Origin of the sequence: Laceyella putida, assembly GCF_042665195.1 — a bacterium.
GTDB lineage: Bacteria > Bacillota > Bacilli > Thermoactinomycetales > Thermoactinomycetaceae > Laceyella > Laceyella putida.
In genome coordinates this window covers 78504-91470 of record NZ_JBHTBW010000045.1, presented here as the reverse complement: position 1 = coordinate 91470, position 12967 = coordinate 78504, and the positions used below count along the sequence as shown (strand labels likewise).

The window sequence follows — 12967 nt, the reverse complement described above, 5'->3', positions numbered from 1 at the left end:
AAGATGGTAGGATGAACTTGGTACAGAAATTAAAAGTCGTGTTGGAGATGATCAAGTTTGAGCACACCATTTTTGCCCTGCCATTTGCTTATATGGGGGCTGTACTAGGTAGCCTGGAAGTGCGTGGGCATCTCCCCAGCTGGGCGGAAATCGGTTGGATCACCTTGGCGATGGTGGGTGCGCGCAGTGCCGCAATGGCCTTAAACCGTTTGATTGACCGACATATCGACGCTAAAAACCCCCGCACCAAAAATCGGGCCATTCCAGCAGGTTTGGTTACCGTCCCGTTTGTATGGGGGTTTGTCGTTGTTTCCTTCGCATTGTTGTTTGTGGCGGCGTTCCAATTGAATATGCTGGCTGTCAAATGCCTGCCCCTCGCGGTGTTTTTCCTTATGTTTTATTCTTATACCAAACGTTTTACCTGGACATGTCACTTTTTCTGTGGCTTGTCAAGCGCTCTGGGGGCGATGGGCGGTTGGGTGGCAACGACTGCGCAAATCGACCTGACATCGATCGTCCTTTATTTGACCGTGGCATTATGGATTGGCGGTTTTGATGTCATTTATGCTTGTCAAGACGTTGAGTTTGATCAAAATGAGCGTTTGTTCTCGATCCCGTCCCGTTTTGGCATCACGGCGGCGTTATGGATTTCCGGGCTGATGCACGTGGGGACGGCGATAGGCTTGATTGCGCTGATTTTTATGACCACGCTCGGCCTGTGGTATGCGATCGGGGTAGCGATTGCCATCGCCATATTGATTTATGAGCATGCGATTGTGAAACCAAATGATTTATCCCGCTTAAATACAGCCTTTTTCACCATGAATGGTGTGTTGAGTGTCTTGATTTTCGTATTTACCATATTGGATGTGTTGTTATGAGTCACAAACGCTTGATTTTGGGGATGACCGGGGCGAGTGGCGCCCCGTATGGTTTATGCATTTTGGAGGAATGTTTAAGGCAAGGACATGATGTGCATCTCGTTGTCTCAGAAGCGGGATGGCGCGTATTGATGGAAGAGCACGGATGGGAAGTGCATGAGCGGGAGCATTGTTTCACCAAGCGCTATGGGCATCTGCCGGGCACCCTCATTTATCATCCCGTCAAGGATATTGGCGCGACGATTGCATCCGGCTCCTTCCAGACGGACGGCATGATCGTCGCCCCATGTTCCATGGCGTCGCTGGCCAAATTGGCTCATGGCCTGTCGTCTAATTTGCTGGAGCGGGCGGCGGATGTCATGCTGAAGGAAAACAAGCCGCTCATTATCGTTCCGCGGGAAACGCCACTCTCTGCCATCCATTTGGAAAACATGTTGAAATTGTCCCGCTCTGGGGCCTCCATCGTGCCAGCGATGCCCGCGTTTTATCACCAACCGACCTCCATTGAGGAGATGGTGCGGTTTGTGGCTGGAAAAGCACTCGATTTGCTGGCAATTGAACATCAGTTATACCAACGTTGGGAGGGTGGACGATGAAACCGATCCGAATCGGAAAAATCGCATTTACCAACATCTTGCCGATATATCATTACTTGGACGATCGAGGGCTTAATGTGGAGTGGGTCCGTCAGGTGCCAACCCTGCTTAACCGCAATATGGCGCTGGGGAAGATCGATATGGGGCCGATTTCCGCTTTTGCCTATGCCGAACACGCTGAAGATTATGTGCTGATGCCCGATTTATCGATTAGTGCGATGGGCCCGGTTGGCTCTATTTTTCTGTTCACCAAAGGTTGCCAGTTGCACGAGCTGGACGGAAAAACCATTGCGTTAACCAATACTTCGGCCTCTTCCGTCGCCCTTCTCCAAATCATCCTGGAGAAGTTTGCAGGGGTGAAACCGACTTATGTGACCATGCCCCCTTCCTTAGAAGAAATGATGAGCGTTGCGGATGCGGCTTTGCTGATTGGTGACGACGCGGTAATGGGCAAGTGGAATCATCCGGGGTACCGGTTGTACGATTTGGGTGAAGAATGGATGAAGCAAACGGGACGGAGCATGACGTTTGCTGTATGGGCGGTAAGGCGCAAGATTGCCGAATCGCGCAAGAGCGAATTGGAGGAACTCTACCATCGCTTCATGCGGGCCAAAGCGGAAGGGCGGAAAAACATGAGGCCGGCGATTGAAGAAGCGATGCGTCAATTGGGAGGCGATCCGGCCTTCTGGCAAAAATATTACGATGGCCTTTCTTATGATTTTGGCGAGAGGGAAAAGCGGGGCTTGGAAACCTATTTCCGTTATGCCACAGACTTGGGACTGTTGCCAGCCAATGTAGAAATCCGCATGTTAGATTTACCTGCAAGTCTTGGCATGCGCTGATTAGGGTGAAGTGGATGAATCTACAGAAAATATATGAAGAGAAAAAAAAAGACTTAGAACAGATTGAGCGTGAGTTGGCCCGTTCCATTCAAACGGACCATGAAACGTTGCAAATGACCTCCACCCACCTGTTGGAAGCGGGGGGGAAACGGATGCGTCCAGTTTTCGTGCTATTGGCGGGATCTTTTGGTTCATATGAATTGAAGCGCCTGCAAAAAGTGGCGGTTTCCTTGGAATTGATCCATATGGCGACATTGGTGCATGATGATGTGATTGATAATGCGGCGACGCGGCGGGGACGCAAAACGGTCAAAGAAGAATGGGATAACCGGATTGCCATGTATACCGGGGATTATATTCTTGCCCGCGCGCTTAAGGAATTGACCGACTTACCGAATCATCACCTGCAGGAAACGTTGGCAACGGCCCTTATGCGGATGTGTCTGGGAGAAATTGCGCAAATCCAGGACTTGTTCAGTGAACAGCAAAGCTTGAAAAAGTACTTGCGCCGCATCAAGCGAAAAACGGCTCTGCTCATGGCGGTCAGTTGCCAACTCGGCGCTCTTGTCAGCGGTGTCAAGCCCGCATGGGAACGCGCCTTAACCGCTTATGGCTATTATGTGGGCATGGCTTTTCAATTGACGGATGATGTGCTTGATTTTGTGGGGGATGAGAAAACATTGGGCAAACCCGCCGGAAGTGACTTGCAGCAGGGCAATGTGACTCTGCCGGTGATTTATGCGCTGCATCAGGGGTCTGAGGAATGCAAACGATCGATTCTCGCTTACTTGCGTTCAAAGGGAGAGTCGGGTTCGCTAAGCGAAATCCTTGAGATGATCCGAAAAAGCGGCGGAATTGAATATACCATGGATTTGACCCGCAGGTATATGGATAAAGCCTTTGCTTGTTTGAAAAAGTTGCCCGCCACACCTGAACGGGAATCCCTCAAGCTGATTGCCGAATTCATCCTGCGCCGCTCTTATTGAAAAACAGGGAATGGTTGCGTTTACATACCATTCCTGTTACAATTTTTCATGGCACCGCATCGGGTGTTCTTGATACATAGCAAAAGTGGAGGAGCTACGGGTATGGAGAAAACGTTTATCATGGTTAAACCGGATGGCGTGCAACGCGGATTAATTGGTGAAATTGTCTCTCGTTTTGAGAAGAAAGGTTTTCAGTTAGTCGGAGCAAAATTGATGACCGTTTCCCGTGAATTGGCTGAAGAGCACTATGCTGAACATAAAGAAAAGCCCTTCTTTGGGGAACTGGTTGAATTTATTACTTCCGGTCCTGTTTTTGCAATGGTGTGGCAAGGAAATAACGTGATCGCCACTGCGCGTCAAATGATGGGCAAAACCAATCCGGCTGATGCTCTGCCAGGAACCATTCGTGGTGATTTCGGCGTGAATGTCTCCATGAACATCGTGCACGGTTCCGATTCTCCGACGAGCGCGGAACGTGAAATCGCGCTGTGGTTTAACCAAGAAGATGTAAGCGAATACGAAAAAACGATCAATCGCTGGATTTAATCGCCAAAAGAGTACGGCTCAAACCGTACTCTTTTTCTTTTAAAACTGCGAGATCACAGACAGAATGGCGGTTTATTTTCAACCGGTTCTGTCTAGACTGATAATAACTTCGGTAAAGGGGGAGTCAGGATGGAAATCCCACTCAGTGTGCAAGAGGTGACCGCCAAAATCAGGCAGATGGAAGAAAATGGTCAACCGCTGGGCAAAAAGAAAGTGAAGCAAGCTCACCCCGACTTGATGCTAAGTGCTCTTTATTATTTCCCGAGTTGGGAATACGCGGTTCAAAGCAGCACAGGAACCAAGTGAGACAAGGCTACCACGCTAACGGTTAGGAACCGGAGAAAAAGAAAGATTGAAGAGAAAAACGAAATGGAAAACCGACTTAACCCATAAGTCGGTTTTTTGATTGATGGAAAATAACAAACGATCGGATTGTATGCGGTTACAATAACCCGGTTCTGAAGCGATCGGGTTATTTTTTGTTAAATCTTATTTTTTACGCTTCAAAACTATGGTATGATTACTAACAAATTTTTATCCAACTATGGTGGAGTGAGCTTAGATTAGGAGAGGACGATGAGAGATGAGATACTTAACCGCCGGCGAGTCGCATGGACCGCAACTGACATTAATCATTGAAGGGCTGCCAAGTCATCTGCCTTTCAGCAAAGAGAAAATCGACTTCCAATTAGCGCGCCGCCAAAAAGGGTATGGCCGGGGCCGCCGGATGCAGATTGAGAAAGATCAGGTGCAGATTTTGTCCGGTGTCCGCTTTGGCGAGACGACGGGTGCCCCGGTAACGCTCGTGGTTGAGAACAAAGACTGGACGCACTGGCAAAAAGTGATGAGTACGGATCCATTGCCTGAAGAAGCCGAAAAGCGTCGCATCTCGCGTCCGCGCCCGGGACATGCGGATTTGAATGGAGCGATCAAATACGATCACCGCGACATGCGCGATGTATTGGAACGCTCCAGTGCGCGTGAAACCACGATGCGTGTGGCGGCGGGGGCTGTGGCGCGTCTGATCCTGGAGGAATGCGGCATCCGCATCGCCGGACATGTGCTGCGCATTGGCGACGTCGAAGCGAAACGGGTGGAGCTGTCTTGGGATGAACGTCTCGAGCGTGCGGAGCGGTCCCCTGTCCGTTGTTTGGACCCAGAGGCCGAACAACAGATGATGTCGCTCATTGATCAAGCGAAAAAAGAAGGGGACTCCCTTGGAGGCATCGTGGAAGTGATCGTGGAGGGAGTGCCGGTTGGCTTGGGGAGTCATGTGCACTGGGACCGCAAATTGGATGCCCGCATCGCGCAAGCGGTAGTCAGCATCAACGCTTTTAAAGGGGTCGAGTTTGGGATTGGCTTTGAAGCGGCCAGTCGCCTTGGTTCGCAAGTGCATGATGAAATCGAGTGGTCGACGGAAAAGGGATTTAGCCGCCGGACCAATCGTTTGGGCGGTTTTGAAGGCGGCATGACGACAGGAGAACCGATTGTGGTTCGCGGGGTGATGAAGCCGATTCCCACGCTTTACAAGCCGCTCCTCAGTGTTGATATCGATAGTAAAGAACCGTTTGCCGCAAGCATTGAGCGCTCGGACAGTTGTGCTGTGCCAGCGGCTTGCGTCGTGGCGGAAAACGTCGTGGCATGGGAAGTCGCGCGCGCGTTGTTGGAAAAATTCCCCGCGGACACATTGAGCGAACTGAAAGAACAACTGGCCCGCTATCGCGAAAGGGTGTTGAACTTCTGATGAAAACCTTGCTGGTTGATGTTGCCGGTCATCGCTATCCCATTCGCATCGGTCAGGGGACCCATCAGTTATTGCCGCAGTTGTTGACAGAAAACGGGATTGGGAAAGAACGAATGTTGATGCTGATTTCAGACAGCCATGTCGCTCCGTTGTATGGCCTGCCTATGCAAGCTTCCTTGCAGGCCGCGGGGTATCAGGTGGGATTAAGTGTCATTCCCCCTGGCGAAGAGAGCAAAAAGCTGAGTGTCGTTGAACAGGTGATCGGGGACTGTCTGCGGTTTGGACTTGATCGCAGCAGTTTGGTGCTGGCTTTGGGTGGCGGTGTGGTGGGGGATTTGGCCGGGTTTGTCGCTGCCACCTATATGCGGGGCATTCCCTTTATCCAATTGCCGACAACCTTGTTGGCGCATGACAGCAGTGTGGGTGGAAAAGTGGGTGTTAATCATGCGTTGGGCAAAAACTTTATCGGGGCGTTTCATCAACCGTTGATGGTGGTGTTTGACGTTGATGTGTTGGCGTCATTGCCTGCGCGCGAAGTGGTTTCCGGACTTGCGGAAGTGGCCAAACACGCCTTGATCTGGGATGTTTCGTTTGTGGAGTGGTTGGAGGCGCACGCCGAGGCTTTGCTCGCTCTGGACCCCGAACGGATGACGGAGGCGATTTATCGCGGCTGTGAGATCAAGTCTGCGATTGTATCCCAAGATGAGAAAGAATTGGGCATCCGGGCCATACTCAATTATGGACACACGATCGGCCATGCCTTGGAGGCGGTGTCGGCGTATCAAAGGTATACCCACGGGGAAGCGATCGCCATTGGTATGGCGGGTGCGGCAAGATTGAGCGTTCGCTTGCTGGGGGCTCCGGAAATGTTGGTGCACCGGACGGAACAACTTCTCCATCGCTTGCGTTTGCCCATCCGCTATACGGAAGACTGGCCTCAGCAGGCTCTCCTTGACGCGATGAAGAAAGACAAAAAAGTGCGTGGTGGCCATTATGCGTTTGTGTTGGCCAAACAGTTGGGGCAAGTTGAGTTGGTGCGTGGGATCGCAGAAGATCAAATCACTCAGGTGTTAAAGGAAATACATGCTTGACGATCAAAAGAAACGGTCCGCTTAGGCAGGGTGGCCCGTTTCTTTTTTGGGATATGGGTTGACATTCTGTTGAAGCTTCGATAAAGTCTTTTAATAAGATGAGACATAAGATTGAGTTGGTTTGATTAGTTATTAGTTGAGAGCTGAGTTGAGTGGAGAATAGGATATAGTATAGATGAGCTGAGCCAGAAGATGAAGATTAAGACAACTTCAGTCAGAGCTCATTTGCTTTGGCTTTTTTATTTGCATCACGATCCCCTATATCCTTTTCTCTCTTCTCGCCTGATTGAGAAGGAGGGAGTATCCTTGATTTACCCCGCATATGAAGCATTTCAATCTTTATCCTCTTCATATTCTTTTATTCCCATTTGCAAGACCGTGGTTGCCGATACGGAGACGCCGATTCGTTTGTTTGAACGGGTGAAAGAAGATCCTTACGCCTTTCTGTTGGAAAGTGTGGAAGGGGGCGAGCGGTGGGCGCGTTACTCCATGATTGGAGCCAAACCGATGTGCATTTTGAAGAGCAAAGGCAACCAGTTCACGATCGAAGACAAAAATGGAAGCCGCACGGTGGAAACGGCCCATCCTTTACGATTTTTGCAAGAATGGATCGGTCAATTTCAGGCGCCGCAATATGCTCATCATGCCCCTTTTCTCGGTGGGGCGGTGGGGTATGTGAGCTATGAATCGGTCCGTTTTATGGAACCTTCCCGTCCCATCACCCATCCGCCCGAAGACTCTCGGGCTTATGATATCCATCTGATGGTGGCTGATCGGATGATCATATTTGATCATCTCAAGCTGACCGTTACCTTTGTGCAACATCTGCTTCTGCGCGATCAAGAAACAGAGGCTACTTTATCTGGCCGGTATCAACAGGTTGTGCGAGAGCTGGAAGAGTGGAGCGCCCAGACGCTGCAAGGGGGACCAAGGGGGTCGATGCCCATTCAGTCCGCCACGACGCTTGATTCCGAATCATATGAAGAATGGGCCAATATAGACAAGGAAGGTTATATGGGCTTAGTGGAGATGGCGAAGGAGCATATTCGGGCAGGTGACATCTTTCAAGTGGTGTTGTCCCGCAAATTTACCCAGCCTCATCCGCCTGATCCGTTTCGTGTCTATCGGATCTTGCGCGTGCTCAATCCCTCACCTTATATGTACTATTTGCGCCTCGGAAAAGAGCAGATCGTTGGCACCTCCCCGGAGCGGATTGTCCGGGTGACAGATCGCTTGGTAGAAATCTGTCCAATCGCCGGGACACGCCCGCGGGGCAAACACGAGCTTGAGGATCGGCAATTGATGGAAAATTTGATGAAGGATGAGAAAGAAATTGCCGAACATGTGATGCTGGTTGACCTGGGTCGCAATGATCTGGGGCGGGTCGCGGAGTATGGGACGGTGCAAGTCCGTGAAGGGATGGTCGTGGAGAAATACTCCCATGTGATGCATCTGGTTTCCTATTTGGAAGCGACATTGAAAGAAGGGGTGCACGCCCTTGAAGCCTTACAGGCTTGCTTCCCCGCCGGAACGTTATCGGGCGCCCCAAAAATCAGGGCGATGGAGATCATCCGTGAGTTCGAACCGGCGCCGCGTGGCGTGTATGGCGGAGCGATCCTATATTTGAGTTTTACCGGCAATCTCGATTCATGCATCGCCATCCGAACGATCCACTTTCAAGATCAGATCGCAACGGTGCAAGCGGGAGCGGGGATTGTGGCCGATTCGGATCCTTATCGTGAGTTCATGGAAACATCGCATAAAGCCAAGGGAATGTTGACCGCGCTTAAGTTAGCCAAAGAGACGGAATATGTGGAGGGATTGAAATGATTGCGGCTTTGGTTAAAAAAGTGGTCGAGGGGCGGCATTTGACAGCGGAAGAAGCAAAACAAGCGATGGAATGCATGATGGGGGGAAGTGCGACGCCGGTCCAAATCGCCAGTTTGCTGACCTCACTTCGCATGAAAGGGGAAACCATTGACGAACTCCTTGGATTTGCCCAAGGGATGCGCGCGCAGGCTGTGCCTGTGTCGACGGCTTTTGCCGATGCGGTGGACACCTGCGGCACGGGCGGAGATGGCGGAAAAACATTTAACATCTCGACGGCCACCGCCTTTGTTGTAGCGGCAAGTGGCATCCCGGTCGTAAAACACGGAAACCGGGCAGCCTCCGGCAAGAGTGGCAGCGCGGATGTGTTGGAGGCGTTGGGTGTGCATATCGGCCTCAAACCCAATGAGGCGGAACGTTTATTGAATCAAACGGGGTTGGCGTTTTTATTTGCGCAACTTTATCATCCGGCGATGAAGCATGTGATGCCGACGCGTAAGGAATTGGGATTTCGCACCTTTTTCAATCTTTTGGGACCTCTTTGCAACCCGGCTGGGGTCAAGGTGCAATTGGTCGGGGTGTACGATGCCGCGTTGACAGAACCTGTCGCCCATGTGCTCATGCGGTTGGGAATCAGGCGGGCGATGGTCGTGGCGGGGCGAGATGGCTTGGATGAACTGACCAATACGGCGGAGACGCAAGTGAGTGAACTGCGGGACGGACGGGTGGAGACGTATGAAGTCACACCGGAAGCGATCGGTTTGCCAAGAGTGGCAAATGAAGAGATCGCGGGCGGTACGCCAGAGAAGAATGCGACACTGATTCAAGGGATTTTTGATGGCCGGATTGAGGGCGGCGCCCGCGACATTGTCGCACTGAATGCGGGCGCGGTCATCTACTTGGCGGGCAAAGCGGCATCGTTGGCCGATGGAGTCAAAGAAGCGCTGCGCGTCATCGCCTCGGGTGCCGCCATGCGCAAATTAGATGAAGTGATCCGCTTATCACAGGAGGTTGCACATGTTTCTTGATAACATTCTAACTCAGAAACAGCATGAATTGGCCCGATTGGTTCAATCGGTTACGGATGAGAAATGGGATCAGGCGGCGCGGATGCTCAAAGGGATATCTTTGGCCGAGAGCATAAAGCGCGAGCGGGGATTGGCGGTCATCGCAGAGATTAAGCCCGCCTCTCCATCGAAAGGAATCATTCGCGAAGAAGTGGATCCGATCTCGTTCGCGTCGGCATATGAAGCAGGTGGCGCCAATGCGATCTCTGTTTTAACGGATGTCTCTTTCTTTAAAGGTTCCAATGAAAACTTGAGCAAAGTAAAGAATCAGGTGTCCCTGCCCGTTCTGCGCAAAGATTTTATCATTGACCCGATTCAGGTGTTGGAGAGCAAATTGATTGGCGCCGACGCCATCTTGCTGATTGTGGCCGCGCTCGACGAAAAGCGCCTGATCCTGTTGAGTGAAACGGCCCATCGATTGGGTATGGAAGTATTGGTTGAAATCCATGATGAAACGGAAATAGAAGCCTCCTTGGCTTGCGGGGCGGATGTGATCGGCATCAACAACCGCAATCTGGAGACATTTGCCACCAATTTGGCGGTAACGGAGCGGGTGCGCCCCAAGTTGCCGAGCGAACTTCCGGTGATCGGGGAAAGCGGGATTCATTCACCGACGGATGCGAAGCGGATGGCAGATGCGGGAGTCCAAGGAATCTTGGTGGGTGAATACCTAATGCGACAGGCCGATCCGGCGCAGGCTTTGCGTGAGTTGAAGCGAGTGAAGTCCCCATGACGCGGATCAAGCTGTGTGGGTTTCGGACGGTGGAGGATGTGCGGAAGGCATCCTCTCTTCCCATTGATGCCATGGGGTTCATATTGGTGCCCGGACGCAAACGGACGATTCCTTTGGATCGTTTGGCGGAAATGCTGTCCGCTGTTCCACCGGGCATTAAAAAAGTGGCCGTGCTGAAAGATGCTTCGGTGAGTGAGATCACGGAGTTGCAGAGCCGATTTTCTTTTGATGGCTTGCAACTGCATGGAGAGGAATCCCCAGCTTATTGCAGAGCGCTCCGGGAACGTGTGCCGATTGATCTTTGCAAGGTGTTCCATGTGTCACAAACGGCGGTGCTTAAAGCGGAAGTGCCGCTCTATGCCCCTTGGATTGATCGAATCTTGCTCGATTCGGCCATGGGTGGAACAGGGGAAACCTTTGATTGGACGGAAATACCCCGCTGGAAGGATGCGGCCCAAGCGTTCCAGATTCCTCTTTGGGTGGCCGGAGGCTTGCATCCCGACAATGTCGCCAACTTGATCAAACCGTATGGCCCCGATGGCGTCGACGTCTCCAGTGGCATAGAAACGGACGGGAGCAAAGACGAGGAAAAGATGAAAAGATTTGTGGAAAGGGTGAGGGAGTGTGATGATGAAAGATCGGGTGGAGGAACGGCGGGTCTCATGGAGATACGGTGAATTCGGGGGACGTTTTGTGCCGGAAACGACCATGATGGCGCTGGAAGAGCTTGAGCAAGGATTTGCCGAAGCGGTGCGAGATGAGGGTTTCATCGCGGAATACAAGGCGCTGCTCATGCACTATTCGGGGCGCCCTACCGCCTTGACGTTGGCTGCTCGCTTGAGCGAGAAGGTGGGTGGAGCCAAAATCTATCTGAAGCGGGAAGATTTGAACCATACGGGAGCCCATAAAATCAACAACGCCTTGGGGCAAGCTCTGTTGGCCAAGCGGATGGGCAAGCGAAAAGTGATTGCGGAGACAGGAGCGGGCCAACATGGCGTAGCGACTGCGACCGTGGCGGCCCTGTTGGGTTTGGAATGCGAAGTGTACATGGGTGAGGAAGACGTGCGCCGCCAACAATTAAATGTGTTTCGGATGGAGCTTTTGGGAGCGAAAGTGATTCCCGTCACATCCGGCACCCGCACGCTCAAAGACGCGACCAATGAAGCGTTGCGCCGTTGGGTGGCAGAAGTGGACCGGACTTTTTATCTGTTGGGGTCTGCCGTGGGGCCTCATCCCTATCCGCCGATGGTAAAATTCTTCCAACGCGTCATCAGTGATGAGGCAAAACAACAAATTGTGGCGCGTGAGGGGAAATTGCCGGAGGATGTCGTGGCGTGTGTGGGTGGCGGCAGCAATGCCATCGGGATGTTTGCCGCGTTCCTTGAAGATCAGGGAGTAAGGTTGCATGGGGTGGAAGCGGCCGGAAAAGGGGTTGACACTGAGTATCATGCCGCTCCGCTGACCAAAGGGCGCCCAGGAGTGCTGCACGGCATGTACAGCTATTTCCTGCAGGATCAGGAAGGTCGCGTGTTGCCGGCCCATTCCATTTCAGCCGGATTGGATTATCCCGGTGTGGGGCCTGAACATGCTTTTCTCAAGGAGAGCGGACGTGTGCGTTATACTGCGGCAACGGACAAGGAAGCGATTGACGCGGTTCAACTTCTCTGCCGCACGGAAGGGATTTTGCCGGCGTTGGAATCGGCCCATGCCATAGCGGAAGGAATCAAGCTGGCCGAAAAGCGTCACAAGGATGAAATCGTCTTGATCTGTTTGTCCGGACGCGGAGATAAAGATGTGGAGTCGATCCGTCAAGCGTTGGAGGTGGAGCAAGGATGACGAAGCTAGAAGTGAGACTGCGGCAAGAGGGGCAATATTTCATTCCTTTTATCACGGCGGGAGACCCTAGTTTGGAGGCATCGAAAAAGATCCTATATTTGTTACAAGAAGAAGGGGCGGCGGCCATTGAGCTCGGTGTGCCTTTTTCTGATCCGATGGCAGATGGTCCCGTGATCCAAGCGGCATCCGAACGGGCATTGGCACACAACATTTCTCTCCAAGATGTATTGCGGTTGGGCAAAGAATTGCGCGAAGAAGGTTATCACACGCCATTGATTCTCTTTACGTATTTCAATCCCGTCCTCCATTACGGATTGGAAGCCTTAGTGGAAGAAGCGCAAGCAAGCGGATTTGCGGGAATCATCGTGCCCGACCTGCCGTATGAAGAAAGCGCCCCGTTACGGGCGGTTGGCAAACAATGCGATTTTCCCGTCATCCCATTGGTGACGCCCACCTCCAAAGAACGGATCGAAAGCATTGTCTCTGATGCGAGCGGATTCGTTTACTGTGTCTCTTCCTTGGGCACAACGGGGATGCGTCAGTATTTTGCCGACAATGTGGAAGAGTTTTTGGCGACGGCGCGCGCGTTTAGCCCTGTGCCAACGGCGGTGGGGTTTGGGGTATCCACGGGTGAACATGTGCGGCATTTTCGCAGGCATGCGGATGCGGTCGTGGTAGGGAGCGCGTTGGTGAAGAAAATTGAAGAAGCACAACAAGCGCTCCTTGATCCACAGCAGATTGATCAGGCTCTGGCTTCTCTCAGACAATTTGTCAGACAGTTAAAATCGGAGTAAGATAAAATGGAAAAGAGATGAGAG

General features: G+C 52.0%; 14 protein-coding genes. All 14 read left to right on the top strand.

Annotation, left to right across the window (positions count from 1 at the left end):
* The first annotated feature begins 11 nt into the window (after window positions 1-11).
* The 14 genes from ACFQNG_RS13620 to trpA all read left to right on the top strand — a co-directional run bounded on the left by ACFQNG_RS13620 (window position 12) and on the right by trpA (window position 12943).
* Window positions 12-881 carry a UbiA-like polyprenyltransferase gene (locus ACFQNG_RS13620; RefSeq protein WP_379865782.1) on the top strand — a complete coding sequence of 290 codons (870 nt, stop codon included), beginning with the start codon at window positions 12-14 and terminating at the stop codon, window positions 879-881.
* Window positions 878-1477 (top strand): UbiX family flavin prenyltransferase, encoded by a 600-nt coding sequence (locus ACFQNG_RS13615; RefSeq protein ID WP_379865780.1) that lies wholly within the window; start codon window positions 878-880, stop codon window positions 1475-1477. The genes ACFQNG_RS13620 and ACFQNG_RS13615 overlap by 4 nt, the downstream gene beginning before the upstream one ends.
* Window positions 1474-2319, top strand: a complete 846-nt coding sequence (locus ACFQNG_RS13610; RefSeq protein WP_379865779.1) for a menaquinone biosynthetic enzyme MqnA/MqnD family protein — start codon at window positions 1474-1476, stop codon at window positions 2317-2319. Before ACFQNG_RS13615 ends, ACFQNG_RS13610 begins: the two co-directional genes overlap by 4 nt.
* Before the next feature lie 14 nt (window positions 2320-2333).
* Window positions 2334-3305 (top strand): polyprenyl synthetase family protein, encoded by a 972-nt coding sequence (locus tag ACFQNG_RS13605; RefSeq protein ID WP_379865778.1) that lies wholly within the window; start codon window positions 2334-2336, stop codon window positions 3303-3305.
* Window positions 3306-3407: 102 nt separating this feature from the next.
* On the top strand, window positions 3408-3851 hold the full coding sequence (ndk, locus tag ACFQNG_RS13600) for a nucleoside-diphosphate kinase (RefSeq protein ID WP_379865777.1): 444 nt from the start codon (window positions 3408-3410) through the stop codon (window positions 3849-3851).
* A 129-nt stretch (window positions 3852-3980) separates the two neighbouring features.
* A complete protein-coding gene (locus ACFQNG_RS13595; RefSeq protein WP_379865776.1) occupies window positions 3981-4157 on the top strand; it encodes a hypothetical protein in 177 nt (58 codons plus the stop codon).
* Window positions 4158-4434: 277 nt separating this feature from the next.
* Complete coding sequence (aroC, locus tag ACFQNG_RS13590; RefSeq protein WP_379865775.1) at window positions 4435-5595, top strand: chorismate synthase; 1161 nt, start codon at window positions 4435-4437, stop codon at window positions 5593-5595.
* The gene (gene aroB, locus ACFQNG_RS13585; RefSeq protein ID WP_379865774.1) at window positions 5595-6686 is read left to right on the top strand and encodes a 3-dehydroquinate synthase; all 1092 of its coding nucleotides are present in this window, start codon (window positions 5595-5597) and stop codon (window positions 6684-6686) included. The genes aroC and aroB overlap by 1 nt, the downstream gene beginning before the upstream one ends.
* A gap of 306 nt (window positions 6687-6992) precedes the next feature.
* Entirely contained in the window at window positions 6993-8516 is a 1524-nt protein-coding gene (gene trpE, locus ACFQNG_RS13580; protein ID WP_379865773.1) for an anthranilate synthase component I, read from the top strand.
* Window positions 8513-9541 carry an anthranilate phosphoribosyltransferase gene (gene trpD, locus ACFQNG_RS13575; RefSeq protein WP_379865772.1) on the top strand — a complete coding sequence of 343 codons (1029 nt, stop codon included), beginning with the start codon at window positions 8513-8515 and terminating at the stop codon, window positions 9539-9541. Before trpE ends, trpD begins: the two co-directional genes overlap by 4 nt.
* On the top strand, window positions 9531-10313 hold the full coding sequence (gene trpC, locus ACFQNG_RS13570) for an indole-3-glycerol phosphate synthase TrpC (protein WP_379865770.1): 783 nt from the start codon (window positions 9531-9533) through the stop codon (window positions 10311-10313). Before trpD ends, trpC begins: the two co-directional genes overlap by 11 nt.
* The gene (locus ACFQNG_RS13565) at window positions 10310-10990 is read left to right on the top strand and encodes a phosphoribosylanthranilate isomerase (protein WP_379865769.1); all 681 of its coding nucleotides are present in this window, start codon (window positions 10310-10312) and stop codon (window positions 10988-10990) included. The genes trpC and ACFQNG_RS13565 overlap by 4 nt, the downstream gene beginning before the upstream one ends.
* Window positions 10941-12149: a tryptophan synthase subunit beta gene (trpB, locus tag ACFQNG_RS13560; protein WP_379865768.1), complete on the top strand. Its 1209-nt coding sequence runs from the start codon at window positions 10941-10943 to the stop codon at window positions 12147-12149. Before ACFQNG_RS13565 ends, trpB begins: the two co-directional genes overlap by 50 nt.
* Complete coding sequence (trpA, locus tag ACFQNG_RS13555) at window positions 12146-12943, top strand: tryptophan synthase subunit alpha (protein WP_379865767.1); 798 nt, start codon at window positions 12146-12148, stop codon at window positions 12941-12943. The genes trpB and trpA overlap by 4 nt, the downstream gene beginning before the upstream one ends.
* Window positions 12944-12967: the final 24 nt, after the last annotated feature.

Bases quoted from the DNA above. Each gene is read 5' to 3' on its own strand.
- ACFQNG_RS13620 (WP_379865782.1), top strand. From the start codon at position 12: ATGAACTTGGTACAGAAATTAAAAGTCGTGTTGGAGATGATCAAGTTT.
- ACFQNG_RS13615 (WP_379865780.1), top strand. From the start codon at position 878: ATGAGTCACAAACGCTTGATTTTGGGGATGACCGGGGCGAGTGGCGCC.
- ACFQNG_RS13610 (WP_379865779.1), top strand. From the start codon at position 1,474: ATGAAACCGATCCGAATCGGAAAAATCGCATTTACCAACATCTTGCCG.
- ACFQNG_RS13605 (WP_379865778.1), top strand. From the start codon at position 2,334: ATGAATCTACAGAAAATATATGAAGAGAAAAAAAAAGACTTAGAACAG.
- ndk (WP_379865777.1), top strand. From the start codon at position 3,408: ATGGAGAAAACGTTTATCATGGTTAAACCGGATGGCGTGCAACGCGGA.
- ACFQNG_RS13595 (WP_379865776.1), top strand. From the start codon at position 3,981: ATGGAAATCCCACTCAGTGTGCAAGAGGTGACCGCCAAAATCAGGCAG.
- aroC (WP_379865775.1), top strand. From the start codon at position 4,435: ATGAGATACTTAACCGCCGGCGAGTCGCATGGACCGCAACTGACATTA.
- aroB (WP_379865774.1), top strand. From the start codon at position 5,595: ATGAAAACCTTGCTGGTTGATGTTGCCGGTCATCGCTATCCCATTCGC.
- trpD (WP_379865772.1), top strand. From the start codon at position 8,513: ATGATTGCGGCTTTGGTTAAAAAAGTGGTCGAGGGGCGGCATTTGACA.
- trpC (WP_379865770.1), top strand. From the start codon at position 9,531: ATGTTTCTTGATAACATTCTAACTCAGAAACAGCATGAATTGGCCCGA.
- ACFQNG_RS13565 (WP_379865769.1), top strand. From the start codon at position 10,310: ATGACGCGGATCAAGCTGTGTGGGTTTCGGACGGTGGAGGATGTGCGG.
- trpB (WP_379865768.1), top strand. From the start codon at position 10,941: ATGATGAAAGATCGGGTGGAGGAACGGCGGGTCTCATGGAGATACGGT.
- trpA (WP_379865767.1), top strand. From the start codon at position 12,146: ATGACGAAGCTAGAAGTGAGACTGCGGCAAGAGGGGCAATATTTCATT.